Here is a 19,091-nt window from a genome sequence, read left to right as displayed (position 1 = left end):
GCTTTTTTGCCCCAGGGGCCGGACTTGCTTCTAAAAGCGAGCCCGGTCAGGCATGCTTAGCTGTGAGAAAGCCTACAGGCAGACAAGGGGCAAGCACGGTTGGGTGAAGGTTATCTGTTCCTCAAGGCCGTGATCGTCGGCATGGGCATCGCGGCTCCCGTTGGCCCTGTCGGTGTGCTTTGCGTGCGTCGGACCCTTAGCGGTGGACCCTGGTTGGGCTTGTCATCCGGCTTGGGGGCAGCAATAGCCGACGCGCTATATGGCGCGATCGCTGCTTTTGGGCTGACGGCGCTGGGTGATTGGCTTTTGGAACAACAGGATTGGGTTCGCTTAGGCGGCGGCCTCTTTCTGCTCGCCCTCGGTGTTGCGAGTTGGTTACGTGGCCCGCGGGAACGTCGGGGCTATGAGGGAAACCGGAGTTTGACCTGGGCCTTTTCCTCGGCGCTGCTCCTCACTCTCGCCAACCCGATCACACTGCTGTCGTTCGCCGCCATCTTTGCCGCGGTGGGGCTTTCGTCCGCCGATGCTGGACTCCAAGCCGGTGTAATCATAGTCACAGGCGTTTTTCTGGGGTCTGCTGCGTGGTGGCTGGGCTTGGGGGGACTGGTATTGCTGTTGCGTGAGAAGGTGACATCCGGCTGGATGCGGCGGATTCACTATGGTGCCGCTCTGCTTATCATCAGCTTTGGCCTCTATGCGCTGGGTAGCTTCCTGTGGGGCGACCCCTTCGCAGCTTCTACCAAGTGACTTGCTGCCCCGAAACCACCTTGGCGTCGTAGCGGGTTTTCCCATCCGGTGTTACCCATGCAATGGCATTGCCTTCGGCAAAAACGTCGTAGCAACTCCAACCCCCGCGCTCCCACCAGGAACAGTACTGGTTGCTGGCCGGATCGCTTCGCCATTTACCAAGGTCGGCGGGCTCGCCGTCCGGCACATACCAAGTGCGACCGTCCGCATCGAAGAACTGTCGGTAGGGTTTGCCGCCGATCACGCCGACTGCGGTATTGCCCGTCAAAACCTCAGTGATCTGACCGGCCGTCAGCTTTTGCTCCTGGGCGAAAGCAGAGTTGGCAAGGAGGAATCCCGCTACCAAGATCATGAAAGGCTTCGTTTCCACTTGATGATCTCCTTTCGAGAATCAGGGATCGATGAGGTTATGTTGGAGGAGGGTTTGTGTGAAGTCTTGCTCATTCATGCCGGGGGTTATGGCGGGGTGGTAGAGGAGGGCGAGGGCGGCCAGCGCGCGGGCCTGTTCGGGCGGTGTCACCGGGCCGCTTTTAAAGAAGAAGCCTTCGGTGGGGTGCAACCCCAAGCTGACCAGCAGCGCCTTGAAGAGACAGTGATCCACCGTTGGTTCACCCGGTAGATGGCGGGTGCCGATGCCGCCGAAGTGCAGCCGGTAGGCTTGGGTCGGCGGCAGGGCCCTTTTTTCTGCTAGCGTCAGACTTCTGCCATCCTTCTTTGCATAAAAGCCCCAGTATCTTAGTGTCACGGCACAGCCAAGCTTTGTCATGCGCTTGCCGGTTGGAGAAGAGCTTGGTTCGTCCATGATCCGATAATCCCGTTTTTTGGTTTTCCAGCCAAGCACCGCAAAGATTTCCGGGTGTGGATTGTCTCGGTCGTTCCGGTTATCGACCTCGAGCGGTAGCAGTGGCGGTAGCCTCGGCACCTGCGCGCGCAGACTTTCATAGAGCGCGCGCAGGGTCTCTTCCGCGTCGTCTTGAACATGATCGGCTCTGTAAGCCTTGATAAAAAGCGGTTCTTGCCCGAACTTCTGGATCACGCCGCCGTACTCTTCGTCATCGTCGAAGCGCGGTTCGTAGGGGCTCTTTGGAAAGAAGTAGGTTTCGAGCTCGGCGGCGGAAAGCCTAGGCAGGGCCTCTGGGAGCGCCTCTGGCGCCAGGATGGGTGGCCAGGGGGCCTTGGAGCCGGGGCGGCGCTTCGATGTCGTCGGGGGCCGTGTAGATCCCATAGCCGTCGCTGGTGAAGTGTTTCCAGAAGAACGGCAGATCGTTCAGCAGGATAACCGTGGCAATCAGCGCGTAAGTCCGGACATGCCAGCGGCCACGCTTGCCGATTTTTCTCCAAAGCCCCATATCGCATAGGTAGAATAAAGGCGTTATTTTTACAAGCCCCCTCCAGCTACTGGCAGAGGGGGCGTTGCTGTCAGAGTTTGGGCTCCCTGCGCAGACGCGCTTTGGGGTCAAGCAAGTCTGGCAGGAGGAATCCCGCTACCAAGATCATGAAAGGCTTCGTTTCCACTTGATGATCTCCTTTCGAGAATCAGGGATCGATGAGGTTATGTTGGAGGAGGGTTTGGGTGAAGTCTTGCTCATTCATGTCGGGGGTTATGGCGGGGTGGTAGAGGAGGGCGAGGGCGGCCTATTTTAGGGGATCGAGAAGGCCTTCGACCGTCAATACCTGCAACACTTCATCCCTGGTCATGCCATGCTTCAAGGAGGGGTGATAGAGGAGGTCGAGGGCGGAAAGAGCCTCGTTTAACTCCTCCTTGCTCAGGGGATGCCGTATGTCGGCGAAGAGTATTTCAGGCGAAAGGCCTAGTGCAACAAGTAGGCCCCGGGCGTAGCAATCTTCCTCCGTGATAGAGGCGCGAGGCCCGTAATAAAAAACTAATCCTTTTCCGATAAACCCAGGGGGGATTAGATATTTTGTGGTCTCGTCGGAAACCCTGATTACCGCTTCGCATCCATCCTGATGAACTGGTCTCGTCGCCCTTTTCACAGACTTGTTGGCTTCCAGATATTCATCAAGCCAAATCATGTCATTCTCGGACAAGCGGGCCACTTTTATCTCTGAACTTACAATCATTGAATAACTTCTGATCACGTCGTCTTCCACCAAGGCCCCCCAGTCGTTGTAGATACGCTCAACGGTGAGCGAAAGACTGCCAAGATTGGGGAGCGAAGCGACTTGACTGATAATTTCATCAACTTTATTTCGGCCCACGGCTGCCAGATTCACTTCTAGATGGTGTTCGATCCAATCCGGATCCCATTTACTAATGTAGTCACCGTAGGGGGCATGTGCGGCAAAGAAATGGCGTTCGACTGTTTCCCATTTTTTGGAAGGGTTGGCCGCGACAGTCGCAATCGGGAAGAAGCAGATCAGAATCAGGACTGCTGCGGCGCTTAAGGTCGGATTCCTCATTTTTACCTACATCCTCGATTCGCAAAGGGTAGCAACGATGCCTCGCCAACTTCTATGAGCCGGCGATCATTTGCCCTTGCCTGCTGGATTGACCGTAAAGTTGTCCATGACGCGATTTATCACCTCGGGTGTGTTGGTAATCTCTATGAACCTACGCTTCCAAAAGGCGTTACTCCCAGGCTCGGGCCAGGCGCGTGTCATGCCGCCAATCCAGGTCATGGTTTGGCTGCGGCATTCGATGAATCGCAGGTCCTCCATGGTGGCTTTTGGGCTTGCTGCGCCCTCAGGGCCTAACCGTTCCAGTAATTGCGTGTACTTGTGGTCAAGTTGTTGCATCGTTTCCAAGGCTTTTTCGCGAAACGTTATCTCAAGTTCCAAACCGCCGTTGTCGTCGATGGCCTCGATTTCACTGTCTCTGATGTCCTTTTTGCGCTCGGCTTTCTCTTTCTTAAGTTGTACAATAGAACTTCTATACACGCCTGTGTCCAGGGCATTTTGTGCATTCAGCGCATCTGCAAATTGCACGTCGCTGAGCGCCATCGAGCCAAAGCCGCCACCGAAACGTCGTTCACGGGCAAGGTCTGCGTCGTTGGCCTGCTCTGGTGACGTTCCATCCACAGGTCCTTGGATCACGCGCCGCTTGGTTTTCCTCAAGAGACCAATGCGTTGCAATAGCTCAAGAAAGGCGTCGCTTCCCGGATCAGTCTCCGCCAAGCGGCGGCTAAGCACTGTGAGCTCATCATCGATATCGACAAGCTGCTTCTCCTCAACGCTGTTGGCTTGTTGGTTACGGTTGCGCGCTGTCGACTGGAAGTCATCGCGCAGTGCAACCTTATCCTCACGACCTTGCGTCCGCGCAGCGACAAGATCGGTTTGGGTTTGCTTCAGGCGGTCTTTTTCCGATGCTGCGGGTGCGGGTTCTTCGTCCCGGCCATCCAAGGCTTCGCTGGGGTGGCTATCGGCGGCCTGCTTGTCGCTGGGTCGGTCATCTGAGACGGCCGCTTTTGGTTTGGGGAGGGTGGGCTTGGCGTCGGCCTGTGGGCCAGCCTGCTTTTTTGCCGCCTCCCGTTCGCGGCGCTGGGCCTGGAGGGCGCGAGGATCGCCGCCGCGCAACAAGGCGTTAAACACATCAGCGCCATCTTCCTTGTCGTCTACGGCCTTACGCAACAGGGCCTCGGCGGCGTCACCCGGCATGATCTTGCGGCTAGGCGGCAGGCCTGCCGCCTCCTTCATGGCGCCAAAGGATTGAAACAACAAGTCGTCGGGCTCGTCCGCCTTGCGCTCAGGATGGCCCATCACCATCGGCACGCGCCCTGCCGCAGCCATTGCGGCGCGAAAGGTCTTCATATCTTCAGGGTCGTTCTCAATCCCCAGACCCAGAGGACGGCGAAATCCGATACCAGATACAGCGTCGCCGCGCGATTGGACGATCTTGTCTGGGTTTTTCTTACGGTTGTCATCGTCAAGCATGAAGGGAAACTCCTTTGAAGCATTTCCCTTATTGATATGCAAGAAAGATAGTTTATACAACCTATATAAGGTATTAAAACGTAACTAATATTGTCTAGATAAATTGAATGCGAATCAGGAATCCGTACGAGCATCTTGCGGCGATGCTGAGAGCCTCGCGCGTAGAGTTGTAGCGTAGAAAAGCGGCCCGAATACCGGGCGGCTTTTCTACGGTCATCCGTTTGGGGAAGTGCCCGATAGCCGAGCGGGTTTGTTAGATTGGTTTATGTTAGGGCCGCACTTGGAAGCCATACTCTTGTGCTGCATCCTCCAGCCATCGCCAGAGATAATCCGCGAAGGACCGCAGCACGAAGATGTCGTAAGTCGGTTCGCCGGACTTGCTGTCTCCCAAGTAGTGCAACACCACGATCGCCTTTGCTATATGTGTGCCAGCACAACGCCCAGCGGGCAATTGGGTCGGATGCAGATCCAGGGGGGTGCCCTTTGCTAACTGATCGCGGGCATGACGACCGGTGACGCGGATCGTAGTCCGGCTCTCGCCAACATCGACCAGGGAGATATGCTGTCCAGACAATGCGGCTTCTAGCTTGCTTGCCAGTTTTCCTGTTTGGCTATCGGTGATGATCCACCATTCATCCGGTGCCAGCCAAAGGGCGGTGATCTGATTCTTGGAAGCGCTTTGGTTTGGCTGCAGCGGCAGGTCGAAGCCGAGCGTCTTGCTCGTCGCGGCAAGGAACGCCGTGTCCTTCGGGTTGCCACGCAGGTTGATGATGCTCTTGAAGGGAAGTTCCTTCATGGCAACACCCGGGGCCATACCCTGACTGCCGCCGGTATCAACCGCACGACCATCAAGGGCTAGATGCGCAAGAGCGCTCTGTCGCAGGAAGCTGTCAGGCACGGAGACGTTCTCCTTCCGGGTCGAAGAATACGGTATCGGTGATGGTGGCGCTGACGACACGGCCGTCGAGTAGGGGTACGTAAATTTTCTTCCCCTTCTTAGCCAGGCCGCCCTTGACCATTGCCAGGGCGATCGAATGCCCAAGATTCGGGCTCCAATAGCTGGAAGTCACGTGCCCGACCATGGTCATCGGTGGTTTGTCCAAGAGCTCTTCAACAATTTGGGAGCCTTCAGGCAGCACGGTTTTTGGGTCATCAGTCAGAATGCCGACCAGCTGCTTGCGGTTGGGTTTGGACATGTCTGCGCGGGTGAGGGAACGCTTGCCCACGAATTCCTTGTTCTTGGCCACCACCCAATCCATGCCCAGGTCGTGCGGGTTTACTGACCCATCAGTTTCCTGGCCAACGATGATGTAGCCTTTCTCGGCACGCAAGACATGCATGGCCTCGGTGCCGTAGGGTGTGATGTCGTATTTCTCCCCGGCGGTCATTACCGCCTGCCATACGGCTAGGCCGTAGGATGCCGGTACGTTGATCTCGAACGATAATTCGCCGGTGAATGAGATCCGGAACACACGGGCCGGAACGCCTGCCACGGTACCCTCCGTATAACCCATGAAGGGCAGGGCGTTGGGAGATAGCCCGATGTCGCTCGTCAACTCGGCCATTAGCTTGCGGGCATTGGGGCCTGCTACAGAGATGGTAGCCCATTGCTCCGTCACCGATGTCAGGTAGACCTTGAGGTCCGTCCATTCGGTTTGCAGGTAATCCTCCAGATGGGCCATCACCTGCGGTGCATTGCCCGAGGTTGTCGTCATCAGGAAACGGTTTTCGCCGATACGGGTGGTGACGCCATCGTCCATCACCATGCCGTCTTCCTTCAGCATCAGCCCGTAGCGGGCCTTGCCAATATCGAGCTTCTTCCAAGCGTTGGTATAAATGCGGTTCAGGAATTCGGCGGCGTCAGGTCCCTGGATATCGATCTTGCCGAGTGTCGATGCGTCCAGGACACCGAGCGAGCGTCGCACCGCAGCAACCTCCCGGTTAACGGCAGCATGCAGATCTTCACCGTCCTTCGGATAGTACCAGGCCCGTTTCCACTGTCCGACGTCCTCGAACTGAGCGCCTGCGCGCTGATGCCAGCTATGCATAGGAGTGGTACGGGCCGGATCGAGCAGGTCGTCCGCATCGCGACCCATGAAAATACCAAAGGTGGTTGGTGTGTAAGGCGGGCGGAAGGTAGTCACTCCGACCTCGGGGATCGTCTTGCCTTGCACGTCGGCGACGATGCCCAATGCGTTCACGTTGCCGATCTTGCCCTGGTCGGTGGCCATACCAGTCGTCGTGTAACGTTTGACGTGTTCCACGGAACGATATCCCTCCCGCAGCGCCAGCTTAAGATCTGCAGCGGTCACATCATTCTGGAAATCGGTGAAGTGCTTGCCCTTGCGCCCCAACGGTTCGGTCGAGGGAACCAGCCACAACGGTTGCAGCGGCAAATGGTTGCCGTTGGGTGCATCGGGTGCTTTGGTAGGTTTTGCGGCTTTCCCAAGGCCGCTGGCGGCGGCTAGCTTGGCGCCTGCTGCAAAACCCTCGGCGAGTGCATCCTTCAAGCCAAACGCGCCGTTGGCTGCACCGACCGAGGCTTGTGCTTTTTGCATCGGTTCGCCGGGTACGAAGGATGCGATGTCGTCGCGCCATTCGAGCTTTCCCTTGGATTGGCAGAAAAGATGGACGGTGGGATTCCAACCGCCGGAGGAGGCTATGAAGTCAACGTCAAGCTCTTCGACCTGACCAAGCGCCCTGTCGCCACCACTTCCCAAATCCGCGATCAACGCTTTCTCGACACGCTTGCTGCCCTTCGTGCCGACGATGACCTTGCCGGCACGGATATCCAGCCCGGCTGTCTTTGCGGCGTGATAGTTGGCACCTTCCGGCATGTCACGGGAGTCGAGAACGGTGATGGCGACACCTGCATCCGCGAGATCTATGGCAGCCTCGTAGCCGCCGTCATTGTTGGTGAAGACGATACCGCGATTGCCTGGCTTCACCGCATAGCGGTTCAGGTAGGTTTGTGCGGCGCCCGCCAGCATGATGCCGGGGCGGTCGTTGTCTTGGAAAACCAGAGGGCGCTCAAGTGCCCCAGTTGCCAGAACAACCTGCTTGGCGCGAACTTTCCACAAGCGTTGCCGAGGCAGGTGTTTGGGCTTGTCCGCCAGGTGATCAGTAACTTTTTCACAGAGACTGATAAAGTTGTGGTCCCAGTAGGCAAATGCGGTTGTACGCGGCAGCAGGCGCAAGTTCGGATACTGTGCCAGCGCTTTCAGGGAATCGGCGACCCAGTCGGCACCCGTTTTGCCACCGATCTCGGCGTGGCGATTTAGCAGGCTGCCGCCCATCTCGGCCTGCTCGTCGCAAAGGATAACCCGCGCGCCAGTTTTCGCAGCAGCCAGCGCCGCGGCAAGGCCCGAGGGCCCCGCACCGACGATCAAGACATCGCAATGGGCGTTGGTCTTGTCATAGGTGTCCGGATCGCGCTCGGTTGGCGATTTGCCAAGACCGGCGGCGTGGCGGATGACGTACTCGTACTTCATCCACAAGGCAGCGGGCCACATGAAGGTCTTGTAGTAGAACCCCGCGGGGAAAAACTTCGAAAGTGCGTTGTTGAGGGCGCCGACGTCAAAGCTAAGGCTGGGCCAGCGGTTCTGCGATTCGGCCCGGAGACCGTCGAACAGTTCGATCTGAGTGGCCCGCAGGTTTGGCTCTGTGCGTGCGCCATGTCCGAGCTGGATCAGAGCATTTGGCTCCTCGGCACCGGCGGCCACGATACCCCTGGGGCGATGATACTTGAAGCTCCGCCCGACAAAGTGGACACCATTGGCCAACAGAGCCGATGCCAGCGTATCACCTGCATATCCGGCATAGCGCTGGCCGTCGAACGTGAAGGACAGCGACTTCGAGCGGTCGATGCGCCCGCCTTGGCGAAGGCGATAATCGGTCATCTTCGGTCCTTCCTTCTCAGACGTACTTCGTGAGCGCTAGCTTCTTGGGTGGCTTCGACCCCATGGGATAGACAGCCAAGACTTGGTAGCTAACCGTGTCGCGGGCAACGTTGAACCAGCGACGACAGCCGTGCGCATGGTTCCAGCGCTCCAGGAAAACGCCCTTGGTGTTCTTGCGCCAGTAGACGAACCCGGCCCATTCTTCGTCGGTCATCGATGCCGGGTCTTTCGGGCGCGCCAGATGGGCCTCACCGCCGTAAGTGAATTCCGTTTCTTCGCGCGGACCGCAGTGTGGGCAATCTAACAACAACATGAGATCGTTCCTTCGGGTCAGTGCGCCACGGCCGCTGCGCCGTGTTCGTCGATGAGGAAGCCGGTTACGAAACGGTCGAGCCGGAAAGGCGCCGCCAAGGGGTGCGGTTCGTTCTTGGCGATCGTATGGGCAAAGACATGGCCTGAGCCGGGTGTGGCCTTGAAGCCGCCCGTTCCCCAACCACAGTTGAAGAACAGCCCCTCAACGGGCGTTTTCGAGATGATTGGACTGGCGTCTGGGCAAGTATCCACGATGCCGCCCCAGGTACGCAGCATGCGCATCCGGCGGAACATGGGGAAAAGCTCACAGATTGCCCCGAGGGTTTCTTCGGTAACCGGCAGGCTGCCGCGTTGACCGTAGCCATTGTAGCGGTCCACGCCGGCGCCGATTACCAGTTCTCCCTTGTCCGACTGACTGACATAAGCATGAACGGCATTGGACATGACGACGCAATCGATGATGGGCTTCACCGGTTCGCTGACCAGCGCCTGCAGGGGGCGCGATTCAACAGGCAATCGGAACCCGGCCATATCGGCCATGACGCTGCAGTGACCCGCAACGACAACGCCGACCTTCTTTGCCTTGATGGTGCCCTTTGCGGTCTCGACGCCGGTAATGCGGCCCTTGTCGATCACGAAGCCGTTCACGGGGCATTCCTGAATGATATCGACGCCCAGCGCATCCGCGCCGCGCGCATAGCCCCAGGCGACGGCGTCATGGCGTGCTGTACCGCCACGTCGCTGCAGGCTTGCGCCCAGGACGGGGTAACGTCCGTTGCCGCGAAGGTCGATGATTGGGCAAAATTCCTTAACCTGTTCCGGCGTCAGGAATTCAGAATCGACGCCATTCAGATAGTTGGCGTAGATGCGTCGTTGCAATTCACGCAGATCGTGCTGGCTGTGCGCCAGATTCATCACGCCGCGCTGACTGAACATGACGTTGTAGTTGAGATCCTGGCTCAATCCTTCCCAGAGCTTGAGCGCATGCTCATAAAGTCCGGCGCTCTCGTCCCACAGATAGTTGGAGCGCACGATTGTGGTATTACGCCCCGTATTGCCTCCGCCGATCCAGCCGCGCTCGATCACCGCGACGTTGGTGATGCCATGTTCCTTGGCTAGATAATAGGCCGTCGCCAAGCCATGCCCGCCGCCGCCGACGATAATGACATCGTACTCCGCCTTGGGTTCCGGACTGCGCCAGGCTTCCGGCCATCCCTCATGATAATTGAGAGCGTTGCGTATCAGGCTTACGATCGAATAGCGGGCTTTCATGGGGCCTGACCTTTCCTGGGGACGGCAACGATAGCGAAACCGGTGGGGCTGCGACGATTTATCGATAATGGAAAGGCTCAGTCTGTTTGACAACGCCCTTCGCATCTCTCTATCTCGAACTCACGTGCAATCTGCGGTTATTCACAACAATAGCTTTCGGGCTTGCGTCGGATATTTTTCAGATCGCGACATGGCTATAATTGTGTAACGTATCCGTTGGAAAGCGACCAGAAGGAGTCGTTTAAAGGAATGTTTGGTGCGACCCCCAGGGAGACTCCTCAACGCATCGCGTTTGTGATGCTGCCGCGTTTTTCAATGATTGCCTTTACCTCGGCTATCGAGCCGTTACGCGTTGCCAATCGCTTGAGCGGTCAAGCGCTGTACAGTTGGCATCTCTTCTCGCCGGATGGCAAGCCGGTTGCGGCTTCTAACGGCATTGCCCTCACGCCGGAAGGCGACTTGGAGGCGGCAACCGGCTTTGGCACGGTCATTGTCTGCAGTGGAATCGACGTGCAGAAGGTCATCGTCAAACCCTTGTTTGCCTGGTTGCGCAAGATCGACCGCAAGGGTGTCGACATCGGTTCGCTCTGCACCGGGGCGCACGTATTGGCCAGTGCCGGACTCCTGGACGGCCATCGTTGCACGATACACTGGGAGAACCTCCCGGCTTTTGCCGAGGACTTCCCGGAGATCGATGTCACTGCCGAGTTATTCGAGATCGATCGTAGCCGTTTTACCTGCGCTGGGGGTACTGCGGCCATCGATCTCATGCTGAACGTGATCGCCATGCAGCACGGCCACGAACTAGCGGCCAAGGTGGCCGACCAGTTCATGCACGAACGCATCCGCGACCGCCACGATCACCAGCGCATGGGCTTGCCGGCGCGCCTGGGTGTGCGCCATCCCAAGCTGTTGAAGGTAATCCAATTCATGGAGGAAAACCTGGAAGAGCCTCTGTCGCGGGCAGAACTGGCGCGCGAGGCGGGACTTTCCACACGGCAGTTGGAACGACTGTTTCGCAAATACCTGACCCGCTCGCCGGCGCGTTACTACCTGGAACTACGCCTTAACAAGGCGCGCCTCTTGTTGTTGCAGACCAATATGTCCGTGATCGACGTGGCCCTGGCCTGCGGGTTCGTTTCTGCTTCACATTTCTCCAAGTGTTACCGCGACTACTTTGGTCATACGCCGCGCAAGGAGCGTGGGGTTCCCCTGCACGAGGGTGGTGTGTCTGACGACGAGGACTACGACGAAATCCCTGCGTCATCGCAGCGGCCCGGGGCTTAACACGGAACCCTGCCGCAGGAGCAGATCAGATTATGTATTAGGCGTGCGAGGGCGGCCTCGCCGTCATACGAAAGCTGTGGGCTTCTTCGCAAAGAGGCGGCGGACCATCGGCTCGAATGTCGATAGCGGTTCGGTGGGATAATCGGGGTCGAATGACGTTTGATCCCAGGCCTCGCAGAAATGCGCGCAAGCATCAAAATATACATGACCGCGAAAGGCGTCTCTGGCATTCCGGTCCTGGCCGATTTTATCGAAGTAGTAATAACCCTGGAATACACCGTGGTGCAGGATGATCCAGTGGTTTTTTTCGCTGACATAAGGTCGCAGAATTGCTGCGGCCAATGCGGAATGATTCTCGGGCGCTATGCTGTCGCCAACGTCGTGAAGCAGCGCGCAGACAACGGTTTCCTCGTCAGCACCTTCCTTCATGGCGCGGGTGGCTGTTTGCAGTGAATGCTCGAAGCGATCAATCCGGTACCCCAGCGTGGGACCTTGCAGTAACTTTAGAGACCCCAAGATGTTGTCTGCGAGCGTCGCGCGGACGTGTGTTTCCGCATTTCGGACCAGAAAAGCGTAATCCTCAACAGTGCCATCGGCCATCCGGGTAAAGGTCACGGTCTCGGTCATGGTTTCCTCATTGCTCTTTGCTACAGAAACCTCAGATCTTTTCTTAGTTAACGCGTCTTTCCGATCTTCTGAAGATCGAAGGGGGCGTGCTGGTAAAGATCGTTGATCCAGTTGCCATAAAGTAGATTCCGATGAGCACGCCAAGCAACACGGGGCGGCTGACTGGGATCGTCGCCTTGGAAATAGTTGCGTGGCAAGGCCGTATCCAGGCCAGCGGCGTGATCACGCTGAAACTCGCGTTTCAAGGTATCGCCGTCATACTCCAGATGATTGAAAATGAAGACCCGGCGCTTTGCGCGTTCTTCAAGCAGGCATAAACCGGAATCCGCCGAATCCGCGAGAATCTCCAATCCCTGTATCGGCTCTACGTCTTTCCGTCGCACCTCGGTGTAGCGTGATACGGGGCAGTGGAAGATGTCGTCGAAACCTGCAACCAATGGCGAGGCATGTTGGTCCACGGCGTGGGGAAAGACGCCGAACATCTTGCCGTCCAAGTCGTACTTCGGCACGCCGTGATAATGGTAGAGAGCCGCCTGAGCACCCCAGCAGATGAAAAAGCTCGAAAAGACGTTGGTGTCCGCCCAGTCGAAGATCTGCTGGAGCTCATTCCAATAGACCACATCCTCGAAGGGCATCTGTTCGACCGGCGCGCCGGTGATGATGAGAGCGTCGAACTTTTGCTCCTTTACGTCTTCCCAAGTCTGATAAAACGTCAGCAGATGCTCCATCGGCGTGTTGCGACCGGTGTAGCTGCCGGTGCGCAGAAGCGTCATCTCGATCTGTAGAGGGGTGGAGCCGAGGACCCGGGCGAGTTGCGTTTCCGTACGAATCTTCTCCGGCATCAGATTAAGCAGGGCCACGCGCAGCGGACGGATATCCTGCCGCATGGCATCGCTCTCCTGAATGACGGGGACGCCCTCGCTTTCCAGAATCGCGCGGGCGGGTAATTCGTTTGGAATCTTGATCGGCATAAGGCTTCCCGATGACTTGCGGCCAAACATTCCGGCACCCGACGTTCCTTGGTACGACCGCATTGTGAGCAAATCTACCTAATGGGCGCGCGTGTTTGATTCAATAACTAGTTTCGACAAGCGGCATTGCGCCACGAACAATGCAGGCGGAGGTTATAACCGGAATGGGCAAATGAACGTGCGCTGTTATCCTTCGCTGCGTCGCCGACGGCGGCGTGCCGCCCGATCTTCCGAGGCGCTGTCGCCCGCTGGTCCTGCCTTCTTCGGAGCGGGAAGGGCGACCGCCGCGGCAAGCATCGGATAGGGGGCCGTTGTATGCGGCAGCCCCATCGCTTCGATGAAGTGCGCTTGGAACTTGGGTTCGACCGCGGTCTCGATTTTCTCGACTCGGCGAACGACATCCTCGATCTCGTCGCGCGCCTTCTGATTCAGAAGCGCGATCCGCGCGCCTGTGCCCGCTGCGTTGCCCGCGGAGGCAACCTTTGACAGATCGCAGTCAGGAATCATGCCCAGGATCATGGCATACTTGACATCGATGTGGCTGCCGAAAGCACCAGCAAGAACGATACGGTCCACAGTGTCGATTTCCAGGTGATCCATCAGCAATCTGGCACCGGCGTAGAGCGCAGCCTTGGCAAGCTGAATGGCCCGCACATCATTCTGGGTGATGCGAATTTCCGGTTCGCCCTCTCGAATCAGGTAGGAGAAGGTGCGCCCGTCGGCCTGAATGCGCGGGCTTTTCGCAGCCATTGCACCGTCGATTGTGCCGTCGGTCACCAGAATGCCCGCAAGGAACATTTCGCCCAGCGCCTCGATGACGCCGGATCCACAGATTCCGGTCACGCCGATCCTCCGGATCGCCTGATCAAAGCCGTCTTCATTGGACCAAAGGTCGCAGCCGATCACCTTGTACCGGGGCTCCAGGGTATCTGGGTCGATGCGCAGGCGCTCGATCGCACCGGGTGCGGCGCGCTGGCCGCAAGATATCTGCGCGCCTTCGAAAGCCGGGCCGGTGGGCGAGGATGCCGCCAGCAAGCGGTCTTTGTTACCGAGCACCAATTCCGCGTTGGTACCGACATCCACAACCAGCACGATGTCGTCGGACAGATAGGGGGTTTCCGAAAGGATCACACCCGCCGTATCGGCGCCTACGTGTCCGGCGATGCAGGGAAGGACATAGATACGCGCATCTTCGTTGATCTCCAGGCCCATCTCGGTCGCCCAGATGGTGAGGCCGGAGTTCAGGGTCAGAGCGAAGGGCGCGCCGCCCAGCTCCGTCGGGTCGATACCAAGCAGCAGGTGATGCATGATGGGGTTGCCGACGAAGGCGGCATTGAGAATCTCCGATGGCAGGATATCCGCCTCTTTACAGACTTCGGCTACCAGCACGTTCAGACCATCGCGAACCGCCTGTGTCATCTCCTTGTCGCCGCCTGGGTTCATCATCGCGTAGGAGACACGGCTCATCAGGTCTTCGCCAAAGCGAATCTGCGGGTTCATGATGCCGGAGGAAGCGACAACCTCACCGGTGCGCAGGCTGCAAAGGTGTGCTGCGATCGTGGTTGAACCGACATCAACGGCAAGTCCGAAGACCCGGTCGTGGAACCCGGGCCAAATCGCGGTAATAACCTGGGCGCGGTGGACCGCCACCGTCACTTTCCATTTCCCGTCGCGCAGCGATTTCTGGAGCGATTGCAGGATACGCAGATCGCATTCCAGTTCCTTCAGGCCCCATTGGTCCTCCAGCGCCCGGCGCAGGCGCTCAAGATCGCCGGTGGGTTTGTGCATGTCCGGCTCTTCGACCTCGACGTAATGAAGCCGAATCGCCGGGTCTAGTTTGATGTCACGCACTTCTGCGCGTTTACGCACGACCTGTCGATGAACTTGGCTGTCGGCGGGCACATCGATGACCACGTCGCCTTCGAGCAAGGCCTGACAAGAGAGGCGGCGCTCGTCGCGCATGCTTTTCTTGGACTTGTAACGTGCCTCAACTTCGTTGAATGCGGTCAGATTCTCTGCGCTGCTAACGATGCCGTGCTTCGAGAAGGAGCCTTCGGAAACCTGAATCTGACAACGCCCGCAAATGCCGCGTCCGCCACAGACCGAGTCGATATCCACGCCCAGTGCGCGGGCTGCCTTCAGAACCGGGGTGCCGACAGGAAAATGACCTCGACGCCCCGAAGGGGTAAAGACGACCAGCGCGTCTTCGGACATAGCAGCACCACTCCTCCTCTTTGTTCACCCGACCGTCGGTCGAGTTTAGTTCATGCCCGGCGACGGCGTCGCTCACGGCGTCCCTCGCCATTCTCGGAGCCGGCTGTCTGCTCCGGAGCAGGTTCACGGTATTTGCGGATCCATCGGGCGCAGTTCGCGTCCTTTGCCAGAAGTACGTCGGAGGCCATGATAGCGCCCATTTCTTCCTCGTGAAGAGGATTCATGATCGCCGAGGTGAGGCCAAAGCCCGCAGCCATTGCCAGGAAGACGCCATTCATTGAGTGACGGTTCGGCAATCCGAACGAAATGTTGGATGCCCCACAGGTGGTGTTACAGCCAAGTTCTTCTTGAATGCGCTGGCAGATGCGGAAAACCTGACGCCCGGCGCCGCCCAGCGCGCCGATCGGCATAACCAGCGGATCAATCACCACGTCGGCCGGCTTGATACCATAATCCTGAGCATGGTTGACGATCTTCTTGGCAACCTGGAAGCGGACTTCCGGGTCCTCGGAGATGCCGGTTTCATCGTTGGATATAGCGACAACCGCGGCATCGTATTTCTTGATCAGGGGCAGAACCTGTTCCAGGCGCTCTTCCTCGCCGGTGACCGAGTTCACGAGGGCACGGCCCTCATAGACCTCCAGACCGGCGGCCAGTGCTTCCACGATGGAGGAATCAATCGAGAGGGGTACGTCAACCAGCGACTGTACCAACTTGATGGTCGAAGCCAGGATGGCAGGCTCGTCGGCCAGGGGGATACCAGCGTTTACGTCCAGCATGTGGGCCCCGGCCGCAACCTGAGCCAGCGCATCCCTTTCGACCGTGGAGAAATCGCCTGCCGCCATCTCGGCAGCCAGTTTCTTGCGGCCGGTCGGGTTTATGCGCTCGCCAATGATGCAAAACGGGCGATCATTTGCGATAATGAGAGTCTTCTTGGCCGAACTGACGACGGTATCAACCATGGTGCGGAACTCCTTTAAATGACCGCTTGGGTCGTTGTGTCTACCCTGACCAACCCACCATCGGCCTCGTAAGGTCGCCGTCTGGCCACGCTGGGGAGCATGTTGGAGCGCATTCCATGCTTTTTACCCTCCGAGGGCTGATGCTTTTGCGACCTCCATTAGTCAAAACGCGAAAAGCCGCAGGACAAATTGTATCAATCAGTCAATGTCGCGATTGACCTTGAACCCTTTGTTGCCGGACTTGAGAGTGATATCGCCTTCCACGACGGCATAGCTCCAAGCCGCAGATTTCCGGAGGCCGCCCAACGGGTACATGTGGACCTTGTTGATCAGGCATTCCGGGTTGCTGGCAACGTGCTGCGCTAAATCCAGCGTAAGCTTGTCAGGCGCATTCACGGTCATCAGCTTGGCAACGTTGCGCGCTTGCCGAACCAGGAAATTCATCGACGGCCCGATGCCGCAGGCGCGTGCGTGATTGACGAGCGTCTTGATGGTCGCCAAGCCGGGCAAACCGATGTGGATCGGCAATGCGTTGCCAGCGTTTCGGATGCGCTTCTCCCATGCCAGGATGGGTTCGGCTTCAAAGCAGAATTGGGTAACGATGTAGAGCTTGGCGCTACTGCTTCTGGCGTAGTCGTTTTTCCAGGCCAAGGCGCTGGCCAGATCGCTGTCGCTGATATCAGGGCTTCCCTCGGGATGCCCGGCGATACCGATGGTCTGGATGCCGTGTTCCTCGAAAAGGCCGGTCTCAAGGAGAGCCATTGAGCTTTCGTATGGGCCCAAAGGTTTTTCAACGGCGCCGGCGAGGGCAACAACATGTGCGATGCCAACGTCATCCTGTAGCTGCTTCAGATAGTCTGCAAAAGCATCTTTGCTCGGAATGGAACGTGCCGCGAAGTGCGGCATCGGCACCATGCCTTCGTCCTTCAGCTTCTTGGACGTTTTCACTGTGTCGGCAAAGTCCGAGCCTGGAAGGAACGTGACGGCGACCTTCGTGCCTTCGCGCAGGTGCTCACGATAATCGGGAATCTTCACAGCCGACCCCGGCGTGGTCTCGATGGTGAAATCCGTTAGGAAATCAGCGATTGTTTTCTCTAGCGACATTACTCTTCAATCCTTTGACCTTGGCGGGGCGGGTAAGGGTTTACCTCAAACTTCTGGGGTCTCGAGGCCGCCCTGGTTCACCAGCATCTTCAGGCGTTCATCGGGATAATCTGCTTCCAGGCGCGCCGCACAAGCTTCGGCCTCGGCTTCTAAATCGTCGCCGCAGGGTATCGCCGCTCCGCGCCGCCATTCTGCCAGGTAAGAATCTGAGTCGCGGAGCTTCGCGCGCATGGCCGCCCGGTCGATCGCTTTTTCGAAGCGTTCATCCAGTTGCCGCTTCGCGTTGTTGCGACCGGCCTTGACGATGACTTGTGCCGGGATATCCCGCCAGTAAACGATGGTTAGCTGTGCCATTTCCTGTTCTTTCTCACCCTTGCTTTGGATGGTGGACTGCGCGGTTCACAAAGCCAGCAAGTTCTCCCATACCCGTCGATATGCGCTCATAGCTCAAGCCTAGCCGTGCTGCCGCTTCCTGGGCGCCAGCATCCAACGCCGGGTCATCGATCTGGGCTAGATAAACCAGCTTGGTGTAGTGGCCAAAATAAGCGTCCCGAAGGTCGGGATGCCGGTCCAGCCCTAGGCCCTGCCACATCAAACGATCAAAATGCCGTACCAGATAGTCTGTCAGATAAAAGGTGCCAATCTCAGCGTCGGCGAGTGCCTCGAAGCGCGCTTGCCCAGCAAAAAAAGCGTAACAATGTGGCCCGTCAATCCGCTCGACACCTTCCTCTTCGAGAACGCGGTCCAACAAACCGCCTGTGCCACAGTCGGCATAGGCGACTAGAATCCGCTCGATCCCCTCCGCTCGCGCCTGCCTAATCTTGCCCCGCACGCCGTCGGGAATACGCTCTGGGCGGTTATGCCAAATGGCAGGCAGGCAGGTGAGCGACAGATGCGTAAGCCCTGGCTGCTTCATGATTGCCAGCAGCTCACGCGCCAGGGCGCCACAGGCAATGATTCGGGTGCGCGGTGGGGCCGGCGGCTCAGGCGCTTTGTCTCGTGCCGTCGCTTCCATGCGGTCAGGTCTCCCGAGGTCCTGGGCCAGCAGGCTACAGTCTGACTTTCCTGTCCTCGACCGTCAGGCGGCCTGGTTGTGCTTGCGCTTGACCAGCTCCTTGGCGGTCTCGACGGCAACAGCCGCGTCACGACAATAAGCATCTGCACCGACAGCCTCGGCGAAGGCCTCATTCAGCGGCGCGCCGCCAACCAGCACGATGTAGTCGTCGCGGATGCCGTTTTCCTTCATGGCGTCCACGACGACCTTCATATATGGCATGGTCGTGGTGAGTAGCGCCGACATGCCGAGAATTTCAGGCTTATGAGTGTCGAGGGCTTCCAGGTACTTTTCGACCGGGTTGTTGATGCCAAGATCAATGACCTCGAAACCAGCGCCTTCCATCATCATCGAGACGAGGTTCTTGCCGATGTCGTGGATGTCGCCCTTGACGGTGCCGATGACCATCTTGCCGACCTGCTTGGCTCCGGTTTCAGCGAGAAGCGGGCGCAGAATGTGCATCCCGCCTTTCATCGAATTGGCTGCCAGCAGCACTTCAGGCACGAAAAGAATTCCGTCGCGGAAATCGATGCCGACGATCCGCATGCCTTCGACCAGCGCGATCGTTAGAACGTTGTAAGGCGTCCAGCCACGCTCCAAAAGGATGTTGACGCCTTCCATGACCTCTTCCTTGAGGCCGTCGTAAAGGTCGTCTTGCATCTGCTGGACAAGTTCGTCGTCCGGCAAGGAGCGCAGGTCAAGATCGTCTTCGTCAGCCATTCCAAATGCCCTCATGCTTATAGCGGGGCCG

Annotated in this window: 18 protein-coding genes; 2 read left to right on the top strand and 16 right to left on the bottom strand. The window is 58.1% G+C overall.

Annotated elements, in window-relative coordinates; all coding sequences use genetic code 11:
• Positions 1-99 precede the first annotated feature (99 nt).
• Positions 100-747, top strand: a complete 648-nt coding sequence (locus tag ABIE63_RS00190) for a LysE family transporter (RefSeq protein ID WP_354501599.1) — start codon at positions 100-102, stop codon at positions 745-747.
• Here ABIE63_RS00190 and ABIE63_RS00185 read toward each other — a convergent pair.
• From ABIE63_RS00185 to ABIE63_RS00150, 8 genes are all read right to left on the bottom strand, one after another.
• Positions 737-1,117, bottom strand: coding sequence for a hypothetical protein (locus ABIE63_RS00185; protein WP_354501596.1), 381 nt, complete (start codon positions 1,115-1,117; stop codon positions 737-739). The genes ABIE63_RS00190 and ABIE63_RS00185 overlap by 11 nt on opposite strands.
• A 21-nt stretch (positions 1,118-1,138) precedes the next feature.
• Positions 1,139-1,972 (bottom strand): hypothetical protein, encoded by an 834-nt coding sequence (locus ABIE63_RS00180; RefSeq protein ID WP_354501594.1) that lies wholly within the window; start codon positions 1,970-1,972, stop codon positions 1,139-1,141.
• A 410-nt stretch (positions 1,973-2,382) separates the two neighbouring features.
• Positions 2,383-3,168, bottom strand: a complete 786-nt coding sequence (locus tag ABIE63_RS00175; protein ID WP_354501591.1) for a hypothetical protein — start codon at positions 3,166-3,168, stop codon at positions 2,383-2,385.
• A gap of 66 nt (positions 3,169-3,234) precedes the next feature.
• Positions 3,235-4,638, bottom strand: a complete 1,404-nt coding sequence (locus ABIE63_RS00170; protein ID WP_354501588.1) for a hypothetical protein — start codon at positions 4,636-4,638, stop codon at positions 3,235-3,237.
• Between the two features lie 268 nt (positions 4,639-4,906).
• Positions 4,907-5,536, bottom strand: a complete 630-nt coding sequence (locus tag ABIE63_RS00165; RefSeq protein WP_354501585.1) for a sarcosine oxidase subunit gamma family protein — start codon at positions 5,534-5,536, stop codon at positions 4,907-4,909.
• Positions 5,529-8,537: a sarcosine oxidase subunit alpha gene (locus ABIE63_RS00160; RefSeq protein WP_354501582.1), complete on the bottom strand. Its 3,009-nt coding sequence runs from the start codon at positions 8,535-8,537 to the stop codon at positions 5,529-5,531. Before ABIE63_RS00160 ends, ABIE63_RS00165 begins: the two co-directional genes overlap by 8 nt.
• 16 nt (positions 8,538-8,553) lie before the next feature.
• Positions 8,554-8,850, bottom strand: coding sequence for a sarcosine oxidase subunit delta (locus ABIE63_RS00155; RefSeq protein ID WP_183415228.1), 297 nt, complete (start codon positions 8,848-8,850; stop codon positions 8,554-8,556).
• 17 nt (positions 8,851-8,867) lie between these two features.
• Positions 8,868-10,121: a sarcosine oxidase subunit beta family protein gene (locus ABIE63_RS00150; RefSeq protein WP_183415227.1), complete on the bottom strand. Its 1,254-nt coding sequence runs from the start codon at positions 10,119-10,121 to the stop codon at positions 8,868-8,870.
• Positions 10,122-10,370: 249 nt separating this feature from the next.
• Between ABIE63_RS00150 and ABIE63_RS00145 the strand changes: the two genes are divergently transcribed.
• On the top strand, positions 10,371-11,408 hold the full coding sequence (locus ABIE63_RS00145; RefSeq protein ID WP_354501578.1) for a GlxA family transcriptional regulator: 1,038 nt from the start codon (positions 10,371-10,373) through the stop codon (positions 11,406-11,408).
• A gap of 63 nt (positions 11,409-11,471) precedes the next feature.
• Here ABIE63_RS00145 and ABIE63_RS00140 read toward each other — a convergent pair whose 3' ends face one another.
• The 8 genes from ABIE63_RS00140 to ABIE63_RS00105 all read right to left on the bottom strand — a co-directional run bounded on the left by ABIE63_RS00140 (position 11,472) and on the right by ABIE63_RS00105 (position 19,060).
• Positions 11,472-12,035 (bottom strand): HD domain-containing protein, encoded by a 564-nt coding sequence (locus tag ABIE63_RS00140; RefSeq protein WP_354501575.1) that lies wholly within the window; start codon positions 12,033-12,035, stop codon positions 11,472-11,474.
• Positions 12,036-12,082: 47 nt separating this feature from the next.
• Complete coding sequence (metA, locus tag ABIE63_RS00135; protein ID WP_183415224.1) at positions 12,083-13,006, bottom strand: homoserine O-succinyltransferase; 924 nt, start codon at positions 13,004-13,006, stop codon at positions 12,083-12,085.
• Positions 13,007-13,192: 186 nt separating this feature from the next.
• A complete protein-coding gene (locus ABIE63_RS00130) occupies positions 13,193-15,220 on the bottom strand; it encodes an ASKHA domain-containing protein (protein WP_354501572.1) in 2,028 nt (675 codons plus the stop codon).
• Positions 15,221-15,270: 50 nt separating this feature from the next.
• On the bottom strand, positions 15,271-16,182 hold the full coding sequence (locus ABIE63_RS00125) for a methyltetrahydrofolate cobalamin methyltransferase (protein ID WP_183415222.1): 912 nt from the start codon (positions 16,180-16,182) through the stop codon (positions 15,271-15,273).
• A gap of 198 nt (positions 16,183-16,380) precedes the next feature.
• Complete coding sequence (locus tag ABIE63_RS00120) at positions 16,381-17,286, bottom strand: methylenetetrahydrofolate reductase (protein WP_354501568.1); 906 nt, start codon at positions 17,284-17,286, stop codon at positions 16,381-16,383.
• A gap of 45 nt (positions 17,287-17,331) precedes the next feature.
• Positions 17,332-17,640: a virulence factor gene (locus ABIE63_RS00115; RefSeq protein ID WP_354501565.1), complete on the bottom strand. Its 309-nt coding sequence runs from the start codon at positions 17,638-17,640 to the stop codon at positions 17,332-17,334.
• A gap of 13 nt (positions 17,641-17,653) precedes the next feature.
• Entirely contained in the window at positions 17,654-18,301 is a 648-nt protein-coding gene (locus ABIE63_RS00110; protein ID WP_183415219.1) for a DUF1638 domain-containing protein, read from the bottom strand.
• 63 nt (positions 18,302-18,364) lie between these two features.
• Complete coding sequence (locus tag ABIE63_RS00105) at positions 18,365-19,060, bottom strand: B12-binding domain-containing protein (RefSeq protein WP_183415218.1); 696 nt, start codon at positions 19,058-19,060, stop codon at positions 18,365-18,367.
• Positions 19,061-19,091: the final 31 nt, after the last annotated feature.

The organism is Limibacillus sp. MBR-115 (genome assembly GCF_040549425.1).
GTDB classification, from domain to species: domain Bacteria; phylum Pseudomonadota; class Alphaproteobacteria; order Kiloniellales; family CECT-8803; genus Limibacillus; species Limibacillus halophilus.
Note: the sequence above shows the minus strand (reverse complement) of the source record. Positions and strands in the feature narration are given on the sequence as shown.